22 protein-coding genes are annotated in these 21,427 nt (G+C 72.8%); 8 read left to right on the forward strand and 14 right to left on the reverse strand.

Annotated elements, in window-relative coordinates; genetic code table 11:
- Window positions 1-27 precede the first annotated feature (27 nt).
- From OJ962_RS00505 to OJ962_RS00520, 4 genes are read left to right on the forward strand one after another with little or no spacing between them, the layout of a single operon-like run.
- Window positions 28-798, forward strand: a complete 771-nt coding sequence (locus OJ962_RS00505) for a polyprenol monophosphomannose synthase (protein WP_202954752.1) — start codon at window positions 28-30, stop codon at window positions 796-798.
- Window positions 788-1,456: a stage II sporulation protein M gene (locus tag OJ962_RS00510; protein WP_202954751.1), complete on the forward strand. Its 669-nt coding sequence runs from the start codon at window positions 788-790 to the stop codon at window positions 1,454-1,456. Before OJ962_RS00505 ends, OJ962_RS00510 begins: the two co-directional genes overlap by 11 nt.
- Window positions 1,457-1,486: 30 nt before the next feature.
- Window positions 1,487-1,813, forward strand: coding sequence for a thioredoxin (trxA, locus tag OJ962_RS00515; protein WP_202954750.1), 327 nt, complete (start codon window positions 1,487-1,489; stop codon window positions 1,811-1,813).
- Window positions 1,814-1,861: 48 nt separating this feature from the next.
- Window positions 1,862-5,047, forward strand: a complete 3,186-nt coding sequence (locus OJ962_RS00520) for an ATP-binding protein (protein WP_202954749.1) — start codon at window positions 1,862-1,864, stop codon at window positions 5,045-5,047.
- A gap of 10 nt (window positions 5,048-5,057) precedes the next feature.
- On the opposite strand, the gene OJ962_RS00525 is transcribed toward OJ962_RS00520, so the two are convergent.
- From OJ962_RS00525 to ileS, 3 genes are read right to left on the reverse strand one after another with little or no spacing between them, the layout of a single operon-like run.
- Window positions 5,058-5,750: an immunoglobulin-like domain-containing protein gene (locus OJ962_RS00525; RefSeq protein ID WP_202954748.1), complete on the reverse strand. Its 693-nt coding sequence runs from the start codon at window positions 5,748-5,750 to the stop codon at window positions 5,058-5,060.
- Between the two features lie 4 nt (window positions 5,751-5,754).
- Window positions 5,755-6,477, reverse strand: coding sequence for an immunoglobulin-like domain-containing protein (locus tag OJ962_RS00530; protein WP_202954747.1), 723 nt, complete (start codon window positions 6,475-6,477; stop codon window positions 5,755-5,757).
- A 50-nt stretch (window positions 6,478-6,527) separates the two neighbouring features.
- Window positions 6,528-9,617 carry an isoleucine--tRNA ligase gene (gene ileS / locus OJ962_RS00535; protein ID WP_202954746.1) on the reverse strand — a complete coding sequence of 1,030 codons (3,090 nt, stop codon included), beginning with the start codon at window positions 9,615-9,617 and terminating at the stop codon, window positions 6,528-6,530.
- A gap of 38 nt (window positions 9,618-9,655) precedes the next feature.
- On the opposite strand from ileS, the gene OJ962_RS00540 reads away from it, so the two are divergent.
- Together OJ962_RS00540 and OJ962_RS00545 are read left to right on the forward strand one after the other, a co-directional pair.
- Window positions 9,656-10,102, forward strand: coding sequence for a hypothetical protein (locus OJ962_RS00540; RefSeq protein ID WP_202954745.1), 447 nt, complete (start codon window positions 9,656-9,658; stop codon window positions 10,100-10,102).
- On the forward strand, window positions 10,099-10,827 hold the full coding sequence (locus OJ962_RS00545; protein WP_202954744.1) for a polyphosphate kinase 2 family protein: 729 nt from the start codon (window positions 10,099-10,101) through the stop codon (window positions 10,825-10,827). Before OJ962_RS00540 ends, OJ962_RS00545 begins: the two co-directional genes overlap by 4 nt.
- Here OJ962_RS00545 and OJ962_RS00550 read toward each other — a convergent pair.
- From OJ962_RS00550 to OJ962_RS00585, 8 genes are all read right to left on the reverse strand, one after another.
- Window positions 10,824-11,207, reverse strand: coding sequence for a hypothetical protein (locus tag OJ962_RS00550; protein ID WP_202954743.1), 384 nt, complete (start codon window positions 11,205-11,207; stop codon window positions 10,824-10,826). The genes OJ962_RS00545 and OJ962_RS00550 overlap by 4 nt on opposite strands.
- Window positions 11,208-11,224: 17 nt before the next feature.
- Entirely contained in the window at window positions 11,225-12,523 is a 1,299-nt protein-coding gene (locus OJ962_RS00555; RefSeq protein ID WP_202954742.1) for an MATE family efflux transporter, read from the reverse strand.
- Complete coding sequence (locus tag OJ962_RS00560; protein ID WP_407697474.1) at window positions 12,520-12,987, reverse strand: (2Fe-2S)-binding protein; 468 nt, start codon at window positions 12,985-12,987, stop codon at window positions 12,520-12,522. The genes OJ962_RS00555 and OJ962_RS00560 overlap by 4 nt, the downstream gene beginning before the upstream one ends.
- Before the next feature lie 107 nt (window positions 12,988-13,094).
- A complete protein-coding gene (locus OJ962_RS00565; RefSeq protein ID WP_270006119.1) occupies window positions 13,095-13,877 on the reverse strand; it encodes an FAD binding domain-containing protein in 783 nt (260 codons plus the stop codon).
- Entirely contained in the window at window positions 13,874-14,188 is a 315-nt protein-coding gene (locus OJ962_RS00570) for a hypothetical protein (protein ID WP_202954739.1), read from the reverse strand. Before OJ962_RS00570 ends, OJ962_RS00565 begins: the two co-directional genes overlap by 4 nt.
- Entirely contained in the window at window positions 14,185-16,179 is a 1,995-nt protein-coding gene (locus OJ962_RS00575) for a xanthine dehydrogenase family protein molybdopterin-binding subunit (protein WP_202954738.1), read from the reverse strand. Before OJ962_RS00575 ends, OJ962_RS00570 begins: the two co-directional genes overlap by 4 nt.
- Before the next feature lie 185 nt (window positions 16,180-16,364).
- Window positions 16,365-17,360, reverse strand: coding sequence for a DUF294 nucleotidyltransferase-like domain-containing protein (locus OJ962_RS00580; protein ID WP_202954737.1), 996 nt, complete (start codon window positions 17,358-17,360; stop codon window positions 16,365-16,367).
- Window position 17,361: 1 nt separating this feature from the next.
- Window positions 17,362-18,054 (reverse strand): apurinic/apyrimidinic endonuclease family protein, encoded by a 693-nt coding sequence (locus OJ962_RS00585; RefSeq protein ID WP_202954736.1) that lies wholly within the window; start codon window positions 18,052-18,054, stop codon window positions 17,362-17,364.
- A gap of 77 nt (window positions 18,055-18,131) precedes the next feature.
- Between OJ962_RS00585 and OJ962_RS00590 the strand changes: the two genes are divergently transcribed.
- Together OJ962_RS00590 and OJ962_RS00595 are read left to right on the forward strand one after the other, a co-directional pair.
- Window positions 18,132-18,584, forward strand: coding sequence for a winged helix-turn-helix transcriptional regulator (locus OJ962_RS00590; protein ID WP_202954735.1), 453 nt, complete (start codon window positions 18,132-18,134; stop codon window positions 18,582-18,584).
- A gap of 33 nt (window positions 18,585-18,617) precedes the next feature.
- Window positions 18,618-19,370, forward strand: a complete 753-nt coding sequence (locus tag OJ962_RS00595; protein ID WP_202954734.1) for a PASTA domain-containing protein — start codon at window positions 18,618-18,620, stop codon at window positions 19,368-19,370.
- Here the strand turns inward: OJ962_RS00595 and OJ962_RS00600 are convergent.
- Genes OJ962_RS00600 through OJ962_RS00610 form a run of 3 tightly spaced genes read right to left on the reverse strand, consistent with a single transcriptional unit; the run spans window position 19,367 to window position 21,418 of the window.
- Window positions 19,367-19,795 carry a hypothetical protein gene (locus OJ962_RS00600; RefSeq protein ID WP_270006120.1) on the reverse strand — a complete coding sequence of 143 codons (429 nt, stop codon included), beginning with the start codon at window positions 19,793-19,795 and terminating at the stop codon, window positions 19,367-19,369. The two genes, OJ962_RS00595 and OJ962_RS00600, sit on opposite strands and share 4 nt — an antisense overlap.
- A gap of 11 nt (window positions 19,796-19,806) precedes the next feature.
- Window positions 19,807-21,228, reverse strand: coding sequence for a flotillin family protein (locus tag OJ962_RS00605; RefSeq protein ID WP_202954732.1), 1,422 nt, complete (start codon window positions 21,226-21,228; stop codon window positions 19,807-19,809).
- A gap of 1 nt (window position 21,229) precedes the next feature.
- Window positions 21,230-21,418: a hypothetical protein gene (locus tag OJ962_RS00610; protein WP_202954731.1), complete on the reverse strand. Its 189-nt coding sequence runs from the start codon at window positions 21,416-21,418 to the stop codon at window positions 21,230-21,232.
- Between the last annotated feature and the right edge of the window lie 9 nt (window positions 21,419-21,427).

Genomic DNA, 21,427 nt, shown 5'->3' on the forward strand with positions numbered 1-21,427 from the left:
GCGTGTCTGTACCCTACGCGCCCTGTGATGGACGGCTCCGTCTGGGTGATCCTGCCGACCTACGACGAAGCCGACAACCTGGAGGCGGTCGTCGGCGGGATCCGCGCGGCCATGCCCGCCGCCCGCGTGCTCGTCGTGGACGACAACTCGCCCGACGGAACCGGGCGACTGGCGGATCAGATGGCGAGCGCGGACGCGGCGCTGCACGTGCTGCACCGCGCCGGCAAGTCCGGGCTCGGCCGCGCGTACATGGCGGGTTTCGAGCACGCGCTGGCGCATGGTGCGGGCTACGTGGTGGAGATGGACGCCGACCTCTCGCACGACCCCGCGGACCTGCCCCGGCTCGTCGCGCCCGCCGTCGACGGCGCCGACCTCGTGCTCGGCTCGCGCTACACGAGCGGCGGCGGGATCGAGAACTGGGGCCTGGACCGGCGCGTGCTCTCGCGGCTCGGCTGCGGCTACGCGCGTCGCGTGCTGTCGGTGCCCGTGCGCGACCTCACGGGCGGCTTCAAGTGCTTCCGGGCGAGCGCGCTGCAGGCCATCGACGCCGGCAGCGCGGGCGCGCACGGGTACGCGTTCCAGGTGGAGCTCACCTACCGCGTGCTCTCGCTCGGCCTGCGCGTGGTCGAGGTCCCGATCCGCTTCCGCGAGCGCCGGCTCGGCGAGTCCAAGATGTCCGCGCGCATCGCGTTGGAGGCGGCGTGGCGGGTTCCGGCGCTGCGGTTCGGGCCGCGACGATGGTATCCGCCACTGGAGATCGAGCCCCGATCTGCCGATCCACTCGTCAATGAAGGCTGAGGAGCTCGCCCTCGTCCAGGGCTGGCCGCATACCCGCGCCACGTTGCGCCGCTGGAACGCCGCTCCATGGCGGCTGCTGCTGGCGTGGTCGCTGGGCTCGCTGCTGGTGACGGCGCTGCTGCTCGCCGCGACTTGGTACGTCGCCGACACGGCCCGGCTCGACGCCACGGCGTACAGCTACCCCGGCTTCACGCGGCCGGCGACCGTCGCGGACTTCTTCATCGTCCTGCAGCGCAACTTCACGGTGCTGGCCCTGCACGCGCTCGCGTGCGTGGGCGGCTTCATGGCGGGCTGGGTGCGGCCGGGTGAGCGCATGACCCGCACGCAGCGGCACGCGGCGCCGCTCGCGGTCATATTCATCACCGCCGCGACGCTCTTCTCGCTGCTCACGCAGGCCAACGCACTCGGGCACGGCGCCGCCGACCTGGCCGCGAGCCTCGGCGTGGAGCCGCACACGCTGCTGCTGCGCCTGCTTCCGCACGCGCTGCCGGAGCTGTTCGCGGTCTTCCTGCCGCTGGCCGCGTGGACGGTCGCGAGCCGCCGCGGCGCATGGGATGAGCTGCTGGCGGCAACAATCGCTACGACGGCGATCGCCGTGCCGCTGGTGCTGCTCGCGGCCACCATCGAGACCTGGGTCACGCCGCTATACTTTTTATAGCGACCCGAGACTTCCCGGAGGACCACTTCAATGGCAGCCAACATCACCGACGTTTCCGACACCAACTTCCAGGCTGAGGTCCTCGAGAACGACCAGCCGGTGCTGGTGGACTTCTGGGCGCCGTGGTGCGGGCCGTGCCGCATGGTCGCTCCCGCGCTCGAGCAGATCGCGTCCGAGCGTGACGACCTGCGCATCGTCAAGCTCAACACCGACGAGAACCAGCAGACCGCGGTCCAGTACCAGGTGCTCGCGATCCCGACGATGATCCTGTTCAAGAACGGGCAGGAAGTGAAGCGCATCCAGGGCGCCAAGCCCAAGAAGGCCATCGAGGCCGACCTGGAGCCCGCGCTGGCCTAGCGGACGGGGCGGCGCTTCCGCCCCGGCTGGAACTAACGTGCCCCAGCGGTGAGCGACGGCTGGAGCATTCATCTGTGTGGCGAGCTCCGCGTGGAGCTCGCCGGCGAACGTCGTGAAGCGCAGCTGCGGGGCCACCAGGGCCGGATGCTGTTCGCGTACCTCGTCCTGCACCGCGACCGCGTCGTGCACCGCGACGAGCTGGTCGAGGCCCTGTGGACCGACGACGCCGCGCCGCCGTCCAAGTCGGCCCTCGCCCCGGTGCTGTCGCGCGTGCGCCGGGCGATCGCCCCGGCGACCATCGAAGGCCGCGAGACCGTGCGCCTGCAGTTCCCGGTGCCGGTCTGGATCGACGTCGAGGCCGCGCTCGTCGCTGCGCCGCGCGAGGCCCTGGCGCTCACCGAGGAGCGCCTGCTGCCGCAGTACGATGCGCCCTGGCTGCGATCCCCGCGCGAAGCGCTCGAGGAGGCGCGGGTGCGGGCGCTCGAGGCGCTGGCCCGTGCCGGCGACGAGCAGGCAGGCCGTGCCGCGGTGGCCCTGTCCCCCTTCCGCGAGTCAGCGTACGCCGCGCTCATCGAGGCGCTCCTCGTGCGCGGGAACCGCGCGGAAGGGCTGCGCCGCTACGACGAGCTCCGGGTGCGGCTGCGGGAAGAGCTCGGCACCACGCCCGGGCCGGAGCTCCGCACGCTGCATGAGCGGCTGCTCGCTCGGCCCACGGCTGCGCCGGCGACGCGTCCGGCCGGACTCGTCGAGCGGGAGGGGGAACTCGCCGCGATCGGCGACGCGCTGGGACGCCTGGCCGCCGGCCTGGGCGGCGTGCTCGCGATCGAGGGGCCCGCCGGGATCGGCAAGACGCGGCTGCTCACGGCGACGCGAGAGCGTGCGCTCGCCGCGGGGGCGACCGTCCTCGACGCGCGCGCCGGGGTGCTCGAGCGCGAGTACGGCTTTGGCGTCGTCCGCCAGCTCTTCGAGGCGGTCGCCGCCGGCGACCCGCCGCCGGCTCCGGCGCACGCCGTCTTCGGCGGCGAAGGCGTCGCCCACGGCCAGAGCGTGTTCGCCGTGCTGGCGGCGCTGTTCCAGTACACAGCAGGGCTCGCCACGCGCGGGCCGCTCGTGCTGTGCGTGGACGACCTGCAGTGGAGCGACACGGCGTCGTTGCGGTTCGTCGCCTATCTCGCGCGGCGGATCACAAGCCTTCCGGTGCTCGTGGTCGCCGCGATTCGCACGGGCGAGCCCGACGTCGACGAGCTGCTGCTGGCAGAGGTCGAGCAGGATCCGGCGACGGTCGCCATCCGCCCGCGCCCGCTGAGCGCGAAAGGGACCGCCGACCTCGTCGCCGACGTGCTCGGCGGTGCGGACGCGGCGGTCGCCGCCGCCTGCCTGGAGGTCACGGGCGGCAACCCCCTGCTGCTGCGCGAGCTGTTGACCGCGCTCGCCGGCGAGCCGGGCACCCCCGACGTCGCGTCCGTGCGCGCGATCGGGCCGCGGGCGGTGTCGAAGACCGTGCGGCTGCGGCTCGCCCGGCTGCCGTGGGGCGCCGGCGACGTCGCGCGTGCGATCGCGACCCTCGGCGAGCACCCTCACGTGGGCGAGGTCGCCGCGCTGGCGGGAACGGGAGAAGACACGGCGGCCGAAGGCATCGCGGCGCTCACCCGCGCCGAGATCCTGCGCGGCGACGGACCGCTCGGGTTCGTGCACCCGCTCGTGCGCGATGCCGTCTACCTCGAGTTCCCCGCGGCTCGCCGCGAGCTCGAGCACGCACGGGCTGCCCGGCTGCTCGCCGAGCTGGGCGCCGCGCCCGAGCGGGTGGCGGCGCAGCTGATGCTGGCGGCGCCGCGCGGCGACGCCTGGGTGGTCGAGCGGCTGCGCGAAGCGGCGCGGATCGCGGTCGAGCGTGGAGCGCCCGAAGCGGCGCTCGCGCTGCTTCAGCGGGCGGTGGCCGAGATGCCCACGCCGGACGGATGCGCCGAGCTGATGCTGGAGCTGGGCGCAGCGGCCGAGTTCGTCCGCGGCGAGCCGGCCGCCGACGCGCTGCGCGAGGCGCACGCCACGCTCACCGACCCGCGCGAGCGCGCCCTGGCCGCGCTCCTGCTCGCGCGCACGCTGCTGTTCATGGAGCACCCGGCCGAGGCCGTCACCGTCGTCGACGCCGCGCGGGCAGAGCTCGGAGCCGAGCAGGCCGATCTCGACCTGGCGCTGCGCGCGATCCGGATCGTCGGCGTGTTCTTTGGCGTCGCCGACCAGGCGTCCCTGGCCGAGCTCGGAGCCTGGCGCGCCGGCCCCCGCACCCACGGGCCCGGTGCCAAGACGTTGACGTCGGCGACCGCGCTCGCCGTGGCGCTGCTGCTGGGTGACGCGCAGGAGGCGGTGGCGCTCGCTCGCGAGTCGCTCGCCGGCGACGAGATGCCGCTCTTCGACCGCGGAATCTTCACCGTCCAGGCCGCCACGGTGCTGGCCCTGCACGAACCAGCCTCCGCCGAGCCCGTGTGGCAACGCATCCGCGCCCTATCGGCGCGCCGAGGCTCCGTCCTGGACGCCATCGGCGTCGACCTGTGGGGCGGGTTCGCCGCGCTGTGGACCGGTGACCTGCCACGCGCGATCGAATTGCTCGAGCGAGCCATCGAGGGCGAGTCGTTGTTCGGCAGCGCGGGCAACGCGCACATGGCCTACTCCTCGGCGCTGCTCGCGCTGGCCTGGCACGAGCGCGGCGAGCGCGACCGGGCGTGGGCGGCCCTGCGCCACGTCGGTGAGGGCCGCTCGGGACCGTCGGACGGCGAGCGTTTCTGGATGATCAGCCATGCGGAGCTGCTGCTCGCGGACGGCCAAACGGCGCAAGCCCGCTCGATCGCCCACGCGCTCGCCGCGACGCGTCCCGCCGAGCTGCACCCGCTGTGGGGACCGTGGCGCGGTCTGCTCGCGCGGGCCGCGGCGGCAGAAGGGGATCGGCAGACGGCGTCACGGCTCGCGGCCGAGGAGCTCGCGCTCGCACGCCGGCGCGCCGCGCCATGGGTGGTGGGGCGTAGCCTGCGCCAGCTCGGCGAGGTCACCGGGGATCAGGACGCGCTGCACGAGGCGGTGAGGATGCTCGACGGAACATCCGCGCGCCTCGAGCGCGCGAAGGCGTACGCGGCGCTCGGCCGGCGGGAGCGGGCGCTCGACCTCGCGCGCGCGTGCGGCGCGGACGCGCTCGCGTCGTGGCTGGAGGCCACGGCGGGCCGCGGGGGACCGGGAAAGTGAGAGCCGGCGGTCAGGCGACGACTTCGAACGTCGGCTCCGTGAAGCCGGCGTTCTCGATCAACCGGTAGGTGCCGAGCGGCGCGTCCGCCGGCACCCTGACCGTCTTCGCGTACTTCTCGCCCGGCGGGATCATCACCGCGTACATCGGGAACAGCAGCTGCCACGGCGCCGGCGCCCACGTGCCGTCCGGGCGCTGGTGCTCGAGCGCGTAGCTCGCACCACCGGTGATGCACGTGTCGCTGGTGTTCACGATCGTGTACGGCAGCTGCTCGCCGCGCCTGACGGTGGGCGCGCCGAGGCGCACCTCGACCGCCGGGGACGTCGCGTGCATGCAGTCGATCGGGAACACGGGCGGCGCGCTCGGCGGCGGTGCGGCCGGGGACGAGACCGGGGTGTCGGGCGCGACGACCGTGAGCGTGCGCGTGCGCCGCTCCACCCGCACCTGATAGGTGCCCGCGCGTGGCAGCGTCGTCCACAGCGCGCCGCGCTCGAGCGTGCGGCGCTTGACGACGGCCATCACCTTCCCCTTCGCCGTCGTCCGGACGACGGCGACCCGCACGGCCCGCTCGGCCTTGACGGCCACCCGGATCTGGTCGCCCGGCGCGTAGGTGCGCTGATCCGGCCACGTCACGTCGACGCTCGCCGCGTGTGCAGGCATCCCCGCCGCCAGCAGGACGACGACGGTGATGAGCGTGGCGCGCATGCGCTCAGTATGGCGCGACGACCTCGAACGTCGCCGTCTGGAAATCCACCACCCGGTAGGTCCCGGGCGCGAAGTCGGCCGGAACCTGGACGCCCTTGTCGAACGTGCCGAGCGGCGGGACGATGAACCCCACCATCGTGAAGGCGTACGGCAGCTCCGCGGATGCCCAGGTGCCGTCCGGTTGCCGGCGTTCCAGCGTGAAAGCGGAACCGGTGTGCATGTGGCACGTCGAGCTCAGGTTGACGAGTTGGTAGGGCAACCGGCCGCCAGGCGCCACGGTCGTCGCCTGCAACCGCAGCTCGACGCTCGTCGACGGCTCCGCGCAGTCCGGAGCCTGCGGCGTCGCTGCGGCGGGGGCCGGCGGCGTGGCCGGTGCGGGTGCGGACGGCGTGCTGATCGTGCTCGAGTAGCGACGGCCCGCGACCGTGATCCGCAGCTCGTACCGCGCGTCAGCGGCGGTCGGCACCGTCACGGTGAAGGTGCCGTTGCGCAGCGTCTTGCGGGCCAGCAGCACGCGCTTGGCGCCCGGCGTGGCCGAGAGGAACGCGAGCTGCGCGCGGCGCTTGTCGGAACGGACCTTGACGGAGAGCTCGCCGCCCGGCGAGACCTCGCTCTGCTTGGGCCAGCTGATCTTGACGCCCGCCACCGACTTAGGCGGCGCCTTGGCCTCCGCGACCGCCGGGACGGCGATGAGAAGCGCCGCCGCGGCGGCGAACACAGTACGCATGTGGCCAGTATTGCGGCCCACCCGCGCAGGAGAACCTAAATATTCGTCCGCTACGCGCGCTCGACGACGATGTGCAGCGGACGGCCCTCGATCTTCACCGGTTCGACGGCGCCCGCGCCGTTGAACTCCGCCGAGAGTGCCAGCGTCTCGCGCTTGACGTATTCCTCGTGCTCGCGGGCGGCGGCCAGCAGTTCCTCGTCGCCGCCGAGGCCGAGGTGGATGCGGTCCTCGACCTGCAGGCCGGCGGACTTGCGGGCATTCTGGATCGCGTGGACGATCTCGCGCGCGAGGCCCTCGCGGCGCAGCTCGTCGTCGAGCTCGAGCTCCAGCGCGACGGCGTGCGAGCCCTCGCGCTCGAGCTGGTAGCCCTCGAGCGGGCTCATCGCCAGCATCAGATCGTCGGCGCCGAGCTCGTGGTCGTGCCCGTCGACGTTGATCGCGACCGTCGTGCCGCCGCGCAGCGCCGTCGCGACGTGCGCGGGATCGAGCGCCGCCACGGCGGACGCGACGAGCTTCATGTGCTTGCCGAAGCGCGGGCCGAGCGCGCGGTAGTTCGGCTTGACCTCGTAGGAGCCGAGCTCGTCGGCCTGGGAGACGTAGCGCAGCGCCTTGACGTTGAGCTCGTCCAGCGCGAGGTCCTGCAGGCGCTCGATCGCCTCACGCTCGGCGCCCGAGGCCACCACGACCGCGGCGCGCAGCGGCTGGCGCACCTTCAGCTTGGCCTGGCCGCGGGCGGCGAGGCCGAGGCGGACGGTCTCGCGCACGGTCGCCATCGCGAACTCCAGCGCCTCGTCGCGCTCGCCCGGCTCGGGCCAGTCGGTGAGGTGGACGCTCGGCTCGGAGCCGTCGAGGTTGTCATAGATCTCGTCGGCGATGAACGGCGTGAACGGCGCCAGCAGCTGCGTGACGGTGACGAGGGCGCGGCGCAGCGTGGCGAACGCGGCCGGGTCGCCGTCCCAGAAGCGCCGGCGCGAGCGGCGCACGTACCAGTTCGAGAGGTCGTCGACGAAGGCCTGGATCGTCTGGCCGGCGCGCGTGGCGTCGTAGTGCTCGAGCCGGTCGGTGACGGTCTCGACCGTGGCGGCGAGACGCGAGAGCACCCAGCGGTCCAGGTCGTTGGCGGGCGGGACGTCCTCGCGGGCGACGTCGTTGACGTTCGCGTACAGCACGTAGAAGCCGTACGTGTTCCAGAGCTGGAGCAGGAACTGGCGCAGCGACTCGCCGACCGTGTCCGTGTTGAAGTTGTAGCCCTCCCACGGCAGCTTCGTGGCCAGGAAGTACCAGCGGAAGGCGTCCGCGCCGTGGCGGTCGATGACGTCCCACGGCACCACGATGTTGCCGAGGGACTTGGACATCTTCTTGCCGGTCTCGTCGGCGATGTGGCCGAGGCTCAGGCACGTCTCGTAGCTGGAGCGGTCGAACAGCAGCGTGCTGATCGCCAGCAGGGAGTAGAACCAGCCGCGCGTCTGGTCGATGCCCTCGCAGATGTAGTGCGCGGGGAACTGCTCCTCGAACTTCTCCTGGTTCTCGAACGGCGCGTGCCACTGGGCGAACGGCATCGAGCCCGAGTCGAACCAGACGTCGATCACCTCGGGGACGCGACGCAACGGCTCGCCACCGGTGGGCGACGGGATCTCCACGTCGTCGACGAACGGGCGGTGCGGGTCGTCCAGTTCGACGCCGGACAGCTCCTTGAGCTCCGCGAACGAGCCGACGCAGACCGTCTCGCCGGCCTCGTTGCGCCAGATCGGCAGCGGCGTACCCCAGTAGCGCTCACGCGACAGCGCCCAGTCCACGTTGTTCTCCAGCCAGCGACCCATGCGCCCGGACTTGATGTGCTCCGGGTGCCAATCGACGCTCTCGTTGGCCGCGAGCAGGCGGTCGCGCAGCTGCGAGGTCTTGATGTACCAGGACGGCTTGGCGTAGTAGAGCAGCGGCGTGCCGCAGCGCCAGCAGTGCGGATAGGCGTGGAAGAGCTTCTCCGCGCGGAACAGACGGCCGCGGGAGCGCAGGTCCTCGATCAGGTCGTCGTCCGCTTCCTTGACGAAGCGCCCCTCGTACGGGCCGATGCGCTCGTCGTAGGTGCCGTCGGCGCGCACGGGGTTGATGACGGCCAGGCCCTGCTCGGCGCCGAGCCGGAAGTCGTCCTCGCCGAACGCGATCGCGGTGTGGACGATGCCGGTGCCGTCTTCGGCGGACACGAAGTCCGCGGGCAGCACGGTGTGGCCCTTCTCGCCGTACTCGGACGCGGGGATGTACGGGAACGGCGGCTCGTAGCCGGCGCCGACCATGTCCGCGCCCTTGAAGCGGTCCACGACCTGCGCTTCCTCGCCGATCACCCTCGTGACGAGCGCCTCGGCGAGGACCTCGCCATTGGCGGTGCGCACGTAGGTGAGCTCGGGGTCGACGGCGACGGCGGCGTTGGAGACCAGCGTCCAGGGCGTGGTGGTCCAGACGAGCAGCTCGTCGCCCTCGCGCAGCACGCCGTGCGGCTGGTTGATCGGGTAGCGGACGAAGACGCTCGGGTCCTCGACGTCCTCGTAGCCCTGGCTGACTTCGTGGGAGGACAGCGCCGTGCCGTCCTTCGGGCAGTACGGGACGACCTTGAAGCCTTCGTAGAGCAGGTCCTTCTGCCACAGCTGGCCGAGCGCCCACCAGACCGACTCGATGTAGTCGGTGTCCAGCGTGCGGTACGGGTCGTCCAGATCGACCCAGTAGCCGATCCGCTCGGTCAGCTTCGTCCAGTCCTCGAGGTACTCGAAGACCGACTCACGGCACTTCGCGTTGAACTCCGCGATGCCGTACTCCTCGATCTGCTTCTTGTTGTCGATGCCGAGCTGCTGCTGGACGGCGATCTCGACCGGCAGGCCGTGGCAGTCCCAGCCGCCCTTGCGGTACGAGTAGAAGCCGCGCATGGTCTTGAAGCGCGGGAAGATGTCCTTGAACACGCGCGCCAGCACGTGGTGGGACCCGGGCTTGCCGTTGGCGGTCGGCGGGCCCTCGTAGAAGACGTACGGCGGCGCGCCCTCGCGACGCTTGAGCGACTCGTTGTAGACGTCCAGCTCGCGCCAGCGCTCGAGGACCTTCTCCTCGAGCTCGGGGAAGGACACGTTCTCGGGCAGGGGACGATGGGGCGGCACTGGTGTGAGAGTCTAGGCCGCGCGGTAGGTTCGAACCCGTGACGATGGGACGAGGGATCGCGCTGGTCGGTGGCGGGCTGCTGCTGTTCCTGGCGCTGCTCGCCGGGCTGGTGTACTTCACGCGCGACGAGGACAACTTCCAGTCCGACAACCTGCTGGCCGAGCAGTTCACGCTGGAGGTCGCGCGGCTCTCGCAGGAGGGCGGCGGCGAGCTGTCGCTGCGGTCGTTCGCGAACTTCCCGTGGGACCGCGGCCTGCTCGTGCTCCCCGACACGCCGCGCGAGGAGATCTCGCGCCGGCTCGGGCAGGAGTGGACCGGGATCGACACCGTCGACCGGGACCTGTTGATCTTCGTGCGCCGCGGGGAGGTCGTGCGCTTCTTCGACTACCGCGGGCTGGCGCGCTTCGAGGGGTTCCAGCGGCCGATCGACGACTTGCCCGACGTGTTGCGAATCGAGCCCGGATTGGTGGTGAGGCCTGGATGAGTGCCCTGTCGGACCTGGATCTGTCGCTGACGCTGTCGAAGGCCGAAGAAGCCGAGCAGCTCGAGGCCGCCCAGGAGCGGCTGTTGACCCTGCGGCTCCAGCTGGGCGGCCAGACCGCCGACTCGGTGGGTCCGCCCCTCTGCGTCCTGTTCGAGGGCTGGGACGCGTCCGGCAAGGGCGGCGCGATCAAGCGGCTCGTCGACCACCTGGACCCGCGGCATGTGCGCGTGAAGCAGTACGCCGCGCCGACGCCCGACGAGAAGCGCCACCAGTATCTGCTGCGCTTCAGCGACGCGTTGCCGGGCCGAGGTGGGATGGCCGTGCTCGACCGCTCCTGGTACGGGCGGGTGCTGGTGGAGCGCGTCGAGGGCTTCGCCCGCCAGGACGAGTGGCAGCGGGCCTATCGCGAGATCAACGACTTCGAGCGCGCGCTGTGCGACGACGGGATGATTCTCGTCAAGGTCTTCCTGCACATCTCCGACGCCGAGCAGCTCAAGCGCTTCAAGGCGCGCGAGCAGGACCCGCTGAAGGCCTGGAAGCTGACCGACGAGGACTGGCGCAATCGCGGCAAACGCGCCGAGTACGAGGCCGCGGTCGAGGAGATGGTCTCGCGGACGTCCAGCGAGTGGGCGCCGTGGTCGCTGATCCCCGCCGACTCGAAGCGCTACGCGCGCGTCGCCGTCCTCAAGACGGTGATCGCGGCGGTGGAGGCGCGGCTCGCCTAGCGCCGGTGGGCCTTGCGGGCCTGCTTCTGCGCCTTGGTCTTCGCGCGCATCTTCTTCTTGGCGGCCGCGGTGTGCGGCTTGCGGGCGCCGGTGGCGGGCTCGTCGAGCGCCGGGCCGGCGGCCACGACCTTCGGCGCCGCGCTGCGGGCGTCGCGCATGATGAAGAAGCCCATGATCCCGAAGCCGACGATCAGCGCGCCGCCGATGATGGCGATCAGCGCGAGGCTCGTCTCGCCGTTGTCGGAGGCGATCGGGGTCGGCGTGGGCGTCGCCGTCGGCTCGGCCGCCGGCAGCGGCCCGAAGGCGCCCGATTGGGCTCCCGCCGGTGCGGCGAAGGCGAGGACGAGCGCAGTTGAGATGAGGGCGATGCTTCGCGTCATGGGCGCCGACAGGGTAGTCAAGCGGGCGCGCCTGTCAACGCCCAATGTGACCCGAGGAACCTTCCGCCGCACGTAACTAGACGAACGGCGATCAACGCGGCCAGTCCCCACCAGACGCCGACGATGCCCCAGTCGTTGTGCAGCGTGAGCAGCACGATCGGGATGTAGACGGCGGCCGCCGCCAGCATCCCCCACATCAGGAAGCGCGTGTCGCCGGCGCCGATCAGGATGCCGTCGAGCGCGAACACCGCGCCGTTGAACGGCATCGTGAGGGCGAAGATCCACCAGATCTGCTCGGCCTGGTCGATCACCGCCGGGTCGTCGGTGAACAGGCCCGGGACCGTGCCGCCGAGCCCGAGCAGGATCAGGCCGAAGCACCCGCCGATCAGCACCGACCACCCGATCATGCGCGTGGCGGCCGCTCGTGCCCCGTCCGGGTCGGAGGCGCCGAGCATCCGGCCGACCATCACCTGGCCGGCGATCGCGACCGCGTCGAGCACGAGCGCGAGGAACACCCACAGCTGGAACGCGATCTGATGCGCGCCCAGCGACGCCGCCCCGATCCGCGCAAGCACCGCGCTGCCGACCAGGAACGAGCCCGTCAGCGCGGTCGTCCGCACCGCGATCTCGGACCCGATCCGCATCAGCGGCCGCATCTTGTCCGGGTGCGGACGCTCCAGCCCTGCCCGGTACTGGACCACGAAGAACCCCGCGGCCATCCCGAACTGGGCGATCACCGTGCCCCACGCCGAGCCCGCGAGGCCCCACCCGAACCCGTACACGAACAGCAGCTCGAGCACGACGTTGGTCGCGTGGGCGGCGACCAGGATGTACAGCGGCGTCTTGAGATCGCCCATCCCGCGCAGGAAGCCCTGCGCCGCCGAGGCCAGCATGAACAGCGGCGCGCCGAGCGCGGCGATCCGCAGGTAGGTCACCGCCCCGTCCTTGACCTCGCCCTCCCCGCCCATGAGGCTCACCACGGCAGGCGCTGTGAGCTCGAGGACCGCGAACAGGACGAGCCCGATCGCGAGGGCGAGCCACAGCGCCTGCGATCCGAGCCCGGCGGCGGCGGCGTTGCGTCCGGCGCCGTGCAGGCGGGCGACCTGCGCGGTCGTGCCGTAGGTGAGGAAGTTGAAGATCGTGAACGCCGTGCTCAGGACCGTGGCCGCGATCGCGAGCGAGGCGAGCTGCGTCGTGCCGAGATGCCCGACGATCGCCGTGTCCACGAGGACGTACAGCGGCTCGGACGCGAGCGCGCCGAGCGCGGGCAGGCCGAGCAGGAGGATCTCACGGTCGTACTTGGACCGCAGCTTCATCGGTTCAGCACCGCCTGGATGATCGGCGCGTAGCCCGTGCAGCGGCACAGGTTGCCCGCCAGCGCGACTTTGAGCTCGTCCTCGGTGGGCTCCGGGTGCTCGGCGAGGTACGCGTCGAGGGTGAGCAGGAAGCCCGCCGTGCAGAACCCGCACTGCAGCGCGTGATGCTGGTGGAAGGCGAGTTTGAGCTCGGTCGCCTCCAGGCCCTCGATCGTCGTGATGTGCGCCTGGTCGACCTGGATCGCGAACGTCAGGCACGCCCGCACGGGCTCACCGTCGAGCTGGACCGTGCACGCGCCGCACGCCCCGTGCTCGCACCCGACCTTGGTCCCGGTGAGCCCGAGCTCGTGGCGCAGGAAGTCCGACAGGAGCGTGCGCGGCTCGACCTCGGCCTCGTGGAGCCGGCCGTTGACGCGTACGGAGATGCGCGCAGGGCGGGCCGGCGAGGCCGCGTGGGGGGCCAGAGCGTCGCCGGGGGCGGGCGCGGGCGGCGAGTCCGGGGCGGGCGCGGGCGCGGGCGCCGTGCCGAAGCCCGGGCGGTCGAGGTCGGGCGGCGGGTCGCCGAAGCCGCTCATGCGCGGCCCGCCTCGACGAGGGCGCGGCGGGTGAGCTCGGTCACGAGGGCACGCGGGTGGTCGCCGTCGACGAGGTCGGCCGCCAGCGCGGCGGCCTCGGCGGCGCTCGCGCCGTCCAGCAGCGCGCGTTCGGCGGCCGTGGCGCGGCCCGCGCCGAGGATCGCGATCGCCGCGTGTTCCTCGGCCAGCACGACGGCCGCCGCCGCTTCGGCGAACGAGCCGTGCGTGCGGGCGTGCTCGGCGAACGCGGTCTTGGCTCCCGGTGGGAGTGGCGGGATCACGATGCCGGTGAGGAGCTCGCCCGGGCCGAGGGTGGGCGGGCCGGTCCGAGTCGCGGAGACGGTGTCCCGCACCGTCCGCTCCACGAGCGTGCGGGCCATGGTCTCGTAGCGGGCGTCCAGCGCGGTGAGCGCGCAGACGAGCTCGGCGCGCGGGTCGGCGTGCGCGACGGAGCCGCCGACCGTTCCGCGCGAGCGGGTCGCCGGGTGGCCGACGTGGCGCACGGCCTGGGCCAGCAACGGCCAGTGAGCGGCGACGATCCGCGAGCGTTCGAGCGTTGCCTGACGCACCGTCGCGTCGATGCGCAGCACGCCGTCCGTGCGGCGGATCAGGCCGACGATCGGGGTGACGTCCACGAGCCGGGCGGGCCGCACGAGCCGCAGGTTGAGCAGCGGTACGAGGCTCTGGCCGCCCGCGAGCACGCGAGCGCCGTCGGTGAGCGCCTCCAGCGCCGCGTCCCACGAGTCCACGGCGACGTACTCGAACGGCGCCGGCTTCACCCGCGCCTCCGCGTCGCCAGCCACGCCAGGCCGGCCGCCGCGACGCCGGCCGCCACGAGCCGGGCGCGGCTGGGCGCGGCGGGCGCCTCGTCCTCGACGACCTCGGCGTCGAAGGCGCGGAGCTCGACCGCGAACTCGGACCGCGGCTCGAAGCCGCGCGGGTCGACGGCGCGCGGGCGCCGGACGTCATGGCTGGTGCCGTTGCGGCGGTAGACGGCGAAGCCGTCGTCGTCGTCCACCTCTTCGAGCCGATTGAGGTTGCCGTCGTCGTCGCGCCATTGCCGCTGGGCGAGGAGGTCGTCCCACTTCATCGCAACGCCTCCCACACGCGCTGGGCCGTGTAGGGCGGGTCGAGGTGGCGGCCGATCGCGGCGGCGAGTGCGTTGGCGATCGCGGGCGGAGCGCCGATCGTGCCGCTCTCACCGATGCCCTTGACGCCGAGCGGGTTCAGCGGCGACGGGGACTCGACGAACGCCGTCGCGAACTCCGGGATCTCGGCCGCGGTGGGCAGCGCGTAGTCGAGCAGGGAGGCGCTGACCGGTTGCCCGGACGCGTCGTGCACGACCTCCTCGCTCAGCATCGCGCCGAGGCCCTGGACCGCGCCGCCGATCACCTGCCCTTCGGCGAGCCGCGGGTGCAGGATGCGGCCGGCGTCGTCGACGGCGACCAGCCGTCGCAGCCGCACCTCCCCCGTCGCGCGCACGACCTCGACGACCGCCGCGTACGCGCCGGAGGTGAAGACCTGGTCGGACTCGAAGCGCGCGACGCCCGGCCCACCGGCCAGCAGGTCGTCAGCCGCGGCCACCACGGCGTTGCCGCCCATCGTCGCCGTGCGGCTGGCGAACGAGCCCACGCCCTGCGCGAGCGCGTCGCTGTCGCCGGTGATCACGCGCACCATGGCCGGATCGACGCCGAGCCGCTCCGCCGCGAGCTGCGCGAACAGCGTCTCGTGGCCTTGGCCGGACGGCACCGAGCCGGCGCGCACGACGACCTCGTCGCCCTCCCGGGTCACGGACGCGTGCTCGTGCAGCCCGCCGGAGCGCTCGACCGCGAGCGCGAAGCCGACGCCGACGAGCACGCCCGGTTCCTGCGGCTCAACGTCGCCGATCAAGTCGACCGCGCGGTCCAGGCACGCCTCGAAGGCGCCCGAGTCGTACGTCCACCCGAGCGCGGTCCGGTGCGGGAACGACCGCACGAGGTTCCTCCGCCGCAGCGCCAGCGGGTCCAGCCCGAGCCGGCGGGCGGCCTCGTCCAGCGCGGTCTCGATCAGGTAGCTGGCCTCGGGGCGGCCGGCGCCGCGGTAGGGCGCGGTCGGGACCTTGTGGGTGCGCGCGCCGGTGACGATCACCTCGACGGCCGGGATGTCGTAGCCCCCGGCGAGCAGCATCGCCGTCGTGTGCGGCGGCATCGGCGTGCTCGGCAGCAGGTAGGCCCCGAGGTCCGCGAGCACGCGGCCGCGCAGCGCCAGGATGCGACCTTCGTCGTCGAAACCGAGCTCCACCCAGCCACGGACCCCGCGTCCCTGCGGCGCCGACAGGAAGTTCTCGTAGCGATCCTCGGTCCAGCGCACCGGCCGCCCGAGTCGGGACGCCGCGAACGCCACCAGCGGCGTCTCCACCGGCAGCGTCCCCTTCGAGCCGAACGCACCGCCGACATCCGGGACGATCACGCGGATCGACGCCTCGTCGCGCCCCAGGCTCTGCGCGAGCTGCGCGCGCGGCCGGTGCGCGCTCTGCGAGGACGACCACACCGTGAGCCGTCCGTCCTCCTCGACCGCGAGCGCCCCGCGCGGCTCCATCGGCACGGCCGCCAGCCGCGGGATCACCCGCTCGGTCCGGACCACGTGCGCCGCCCGCGCGAACGCACCCGCGACGTCCCCCTCGCGCTTCTCCCAGCGCGCCATGGTGTCGCCGGCGCGCGGGTCGACCACCGCCGGCAGCGGCTCGTACTCCACCTCGACCGACTCGGCCAGATCCTCCGCGGCCGCGCGGCTCTCGGCCACGACCGCCGCGACCGGCTGCCCGACGTACCGCACCACGCCGTCCGCGAGCACCGGGTGCGGCACCGGCTCCACCGTGAGCCCGGGCGGCGGCACGATCTGCGCCGGCGCGACGTGCCCGGCGACATCGGCCGCGGTGAAGATGAAGGCGCCTGACCCCTTCAGGTTCAAGCGGGCGTGGGCGTGCGGCGAGCGCACGAACGCCATGTGCAGCGCGCCCGGCAGCGGCACGTCGTCGAGGAACTGACCCCGCCCGGCGAGCAGGCGCGCGTCCTCGCGACGAAGGGTGCTGGCGACTCCCACGCCCGGCGAGGTTAACTGTCGCCGCGGTGAAGCTGCGGCTGTACCACCATCCCGACGCCGCGGATCGCGCACCGCGAGGCCGGGACGTGCTCGCCGGCTTCCTCGCCGACACGTGCGGCCCCGGCCCGCGCTCGCCGGCGACGGCGTGGGCGCGCAGCTCGCGCTGCGCTGACCGCGTTGTGCGCCTAGAACACGCTGTAGGCGCGGGCGACCTGCCGGAAGCGCGGCGTCTCGAACAGCAGGCCGAGCAGCGCGTCCTGCAGCTGCTCGCCGGCGCGGCGTGCGTCCATGAACGTGGACGAGCGCTTGGCGTCTTCGCGGCGCAGGCTCTTCAGGTGTGCGCGGCACTCGGGGTCGCCGATGATTTCCAGGAAGTGGTCGTAGGCGCCCAGTGCGCGGGCGCCCGAATCGGCCGCGCCCGCGACGAGAAAGGCGTAGGCGAGGCGATCGGTCGCCGGTGCGCTGAACTGCTCGAACAGGAAGCGGGCCATGTCCGCCCGGCCGAAGGACTCGCACAGCAGCAGCGGCAGCAGGCCCGAAGCGAACAGCACCTTGCGCGAGTTGCGCAGCTTGGCGTTGCGCAGCCCCCAGCCCGAGCCGCCGCGCTCGCGCTCCTTGCCCGCGAAGTCGACGCAGATCGTGCGCCAGTAGCGGACGACGTCGTTGAGGAAGAAGCGCGGGACGGTCCGGTCCCGCACCCACTCGTTGACGTAGCCGCCGATCAACTCCCGCCGCACGCGGTCATACACGTCCGCGCCCGTCAGCGGCTGGGACTCGAGCAGCAGCAGGATCCGGCGCGTCAGGTTCTTGTTGTCGTCGCGGTCGAGCCCGATCCGGTCGATCAGGTGCCGCCAGCTTGCGGCCCGGCCGAACACGCCCTCGACGCCCGGCTCGACCCCGAGCGCGCGCGTGATCTCCGCCGTCCGCGACAGGCCGACCGTCTCGTCCTCGACCAGCAGCAGCCAGTCGTCGTCGGAGCCCTCGACCACCTCGTGCCGTCCCCACGAGCCCATCAGGCACAGCGCGCTGCCCGCCGGCAGCGCGATCTCGGCCACCGCCGCGCGGCGGCCCTCCAGTTCGGCCGCCGTCCTGGCGCGGGCGGCGGCCAGGTTGGGGAACTGCGCGCCCGTGTGGCGCCCGAGCTCCCTCAGCGCCTCGCCCGCGGCGAGGTCCGCCTTCAACTCACACGGCCTCGAGAATCCAGGGCACGTCCACGCAGCGCTCGAGCACTTCGCAGAACAGCTCCTCGTGCGCGGCCGTGAGCGGCACGTGCTCGCACGCGGCCGTCACCGAGCTGACGTGTACGTGGGTGAGCCGCAGCCGGAACGCGTCCAGCAGCTCGTGACCCAGCGCCATCGTCGGATCCAGCGACCAGACGTGCGCGACATCGAGGCAGAACCCGGCCTCCGGCAGCCGCTCGAACATCGCTCGAAGCTCCGCCACCGTCGTGCCCGCGCCCTTGCGCGCGTCCATGTTTTCAATGACGGCGCGGCGCCCCAGCGCGCGGTAGGCCGAGGGATCGGCCAGCGTGTCCGGGTGCAGGACGATCGCGTCCACCACCGGCGGCAGCTCGGACAGCGCGGCGGCCAGCGCACGGTCGCCCAACTCGAGGTGCTTGGTTGGCGCATGCACGCTGACGAAGCGGAACGGCAGCCACGGATCCTCGTCCAGGAAGGCCGCCAGACCCGGCAGCTCACGCTCGCTCAGCGCCGCCAGCTCCACCGCCGCACCTGAGAAGTCCCGCGCGGCCTCCACGAGCGCCGGCCAGTCCCCGCGCTGCTCGTGCAGCGCGCCCGTCGACAAGCCCGCACGCAGGTGGTTCGCCACCACTCCACGCGCGGAGGGCAAGGCGTACGGCGCGACCAGGGACGTCATTCCCAACACCCTACGGGTGCCCGCGGACGGACACCGGGCAAGCGCGGGCACATGTGATCGCTACCGTTTTCCTCACGATGTATGAGCTGGATCGCCCCGTCAGCTGCTCGATCGGCCGCGCGATGGACATCCTCGGAGAGCGCTGGACGTTCCTCATCCTGCGCGAGGCGTTCTACGGCGTGCGCCGGTTCAGCGACATGCAGCGCAATCTCGGGATCGCGCGCAACATCCTGTCCACCCGCCTGCAGACGCTCGTCGCGCACGGCATCCTCGAGCGCCGCCTCTACCAGGAGGAGCCGCCGCGCCACGACTACCGCCTGACCGAGGCGGGCCGTGATCTGTACCCCGCGATCGTCGCGCTGATGCGCTGGGGCGACCGCCACCTCTCTGGCGAGTGCCCGCCGGTCGTGCTGCGCCACAACACGTGCGGCCACGAGGCGGACCCGCTGCTCGTGTGCTCGCACTGCCACGAGGAGCTGGACCCGCACGAGGTCACGCCCGAGCGCAACGTGGACGTCGCCAGCGTGTGATGCGCCGGGCGCATCGGGCGTAGTGAGGTCGAGATGATCGACCTCCCGCCTCCCAGCGTCCACGTCCCCGACCTGCGCGGCCTGACCGTCGCGGAGGCCTCGGCGCAGCTGCGTACCGCCGGCCTACGGCCCGAGAGCGGGCTGCGCCTCGAATGGCGTGACGGCCGGTTCCGGCCCGCGGCGGCCGGGCGCGTCGCCAGCCAGTCGATCAAGCCCGGGGCGCGCGTGTCCCGCGGGGTGACGGTCACGGTCGGCACGACCGGGCCAAAGCTCGACGTCGAGACGTTCGGCCGGATCGGCTTCGAGCGCGGCCGGATCGCGCTCGGCGACCTCAGCCGCGCCTGCGTGCGCTACGACCACGCCACGATCGGGCCGACGCGCAACGGCGCGCGCCCGATCACGCTGTGGGGGATGCGTGTCAAGGGCTGCGCGCCCGCCCGCCGGGTCGAGCTGCAACCGCCCGCGGGCTGGACGATCCACACCAACGCGGTGCCGGTCGTTGCGCCTTCACGGCCCGACCCGAAGCGGACCGCCGACCCCCGGCGCGCGCCCCGGGAGGGCATGATGCTGATGCCGGACCGGCGCAGCGTGCTCGTCCAGTTCAGCCGCGACGCGTGCCACGGGGTGATGAAGGCATCCGTGACGGTGCGCAGCCGAACGATCACGCCGCGCGTCACGCTCGGCGCTCGCCCCGGCTACAAGGGCGTGTGCATCGCGCGCCTGGACCACGACAGCGTCCTGATCCGGCTGCCCCGTCCCGCTCCGCTCGGCGTGAAGTTCAGCTAGCCGCCGAACACCGTCCGCGCGACCTCCTCGGCCATGCGCGGGTCGGCCGAACCGGCCTGAACGAGGTGACAGGCCTTGAAGCCCATGACGATCCGCCCGCCGTTCTCCGGCGCGAGCCGCGCGACGGCGCGGCCGTCGATCTCACCGCGGCTGACGACGTCCCCCGGCGCCGCGCGCTCGCCCACGGCGTCGAGGTCCTCTTCCTCCCCGTCCGGGACCCGGACGGCGGCGAGGTAACCCGTCACGCGCGAGCCCGTGCGGCGCACCTCGCGGGCGTCGTCGGCCAACGAGCGCTGCGCCACGTAGCGGTAGCCCGCCGGCGGGTCGCCGTAGAGCTCGGGCGGGGCGACGCAGCGCTCCCCGTCGAGCAGCCGTTCGCCGGCGCCGGCCGCGAGGGCGAGCACGACGACGCCGGCGATCAGCATCCACGGCCGCACTAGGGCTTGGGGTCCTCCTTCGCCACGGGCCCGGCGCCGTTGCCCTTGACGTTGGTCGCGCGCGTGCGGGCGAGCGCGCCCTGCGCCATCTCCAGCGCCGGGCCGGCCTGCCCGATCACCTGCGCGATGATCTCGCTGATGCCCTGGGCGCCGTTGAGCACGGTCAGGTTGTCGACATGCTTGAAGGACTCGGAGGCGGCGCGCACGATGTCCGGAAGCTGCTCGGCGATCTGCTGGCCGATGACGGCGTCAGCTTCCTTCTCGAGCGCCTCCGCGCGCTTGGCGATCGCCTCGGCCTCGGCCAGGCCCTTGGCCCGGATCGACGCGCCCTCGGCCTCGCCGCGGGCCTTGGTCGCTTCCGCCTCGGCCACGCCGCGCTGGGTCGTGACGCGCGCCTCGGAGGCGCCGATCTGCTCGATCTGCTTGGCCTTGGCCACCGCCGCGAGCTCGACCTCGCGCGCCTGCGCCTCCGCGATCGAGATGCGCGCGGCGCGCTCGGCCTCGGCCTGCACCTGCTTCTCGTAGGCCGAGGCGTCGGCCGGCTTGCGGATCTGCGTGTTCAGGCGCTTCTCCTCGCGCTCGGCCTCGAGCTCGGCCACCGCGGTCTCCTGCACGACGACCTGCTTGCGCGCCTCGGCGTCCGCCAGCGGGCCGGCCTGGGCGGACTGCGCGGCCTGCTTGTCGATCTCGGCCTGGTAGGCGGCGCGCTTGATCTCGCTGTCGCGCCGGGCGGCGGCCTTCAGCGCCTCCGCCTCCTGCTCGCGCTCGGTCGCCTCGCGGTCGGCGGCGGCCTGCGCGATGCGCGCCTGCATCTTGACCTCCGCCGCCCGCGGCTCGCCGAGCGCGCGGATGTAGCCCGTCGGGTCGATGATCTCCTGGATCTGCAGCGAGTCGATGACGAGGCCGAGCTTCTGCATCTCGTCGGCGGACGCGTCCCGCGTGGACTGCGCGAGCTCGTTGCGGTTGGCGATCAGGTCCTCGACCGACATCGAGCCGATGATCGAGCGCAGGTGGCCGTGGAAGACCTCGCGGACGAGGTCGTGCATCTGGCCCGACTGGGCCTCGAGGAAGCGCACGCCGGCGTTGGTGATCGACGCCTCGTCGTCCCCGACCTTGAAGATCGCGACGCCGCGGACGCCGACCGGGATCTTCTGCGAGTCCACGCCCTCCACCTCCAGCAGCGCCTTGTCGGCCTGCATGCCGAGGTACTGGGCCTTCTGCAGGACGGGCACGACGAATGCGCCGCCGCCCGTGATGATCTTGAAGATCCGGTCGCCGACGGCGCGGCCCTTGACGCCGAGCCCGGTGACGATCAGCGCCTCGTCGGCCGCCGGGACCCTCCACAGCACTTTGAAGAGGATCGCGAAAATCAGCGGCACGAGCACCACTGCGGCGATGATCACGATGAGCGTGGGAGACACGTCAGGACTCCTGGTTGAGGGGGGTGACGACCACGAGCCGGGGTGGCACGTAGTCGACGACGACGATCTCCGTGTAAGGGGCGACCGTCCCGTTGTCGGCATCGCGCGCGAGGAACGCTTCCACGCCTCCGCGGATCGAGACCATGACCTCGCCCGTGCGGCCCGGGGCGATCCCTCCCGTGGAGGTCACCCGGCCGTG

The organism is Solirubrobacter deserti, assembly GCF_027587175.1.
GTDB classification, from domain to species: Bacteria; Actinomycetota; Thermoleophilia; order Solirubrobacterales; family Solirubrobacteraceae; genus Solirubrobacter; species Solirubrobacter deserti.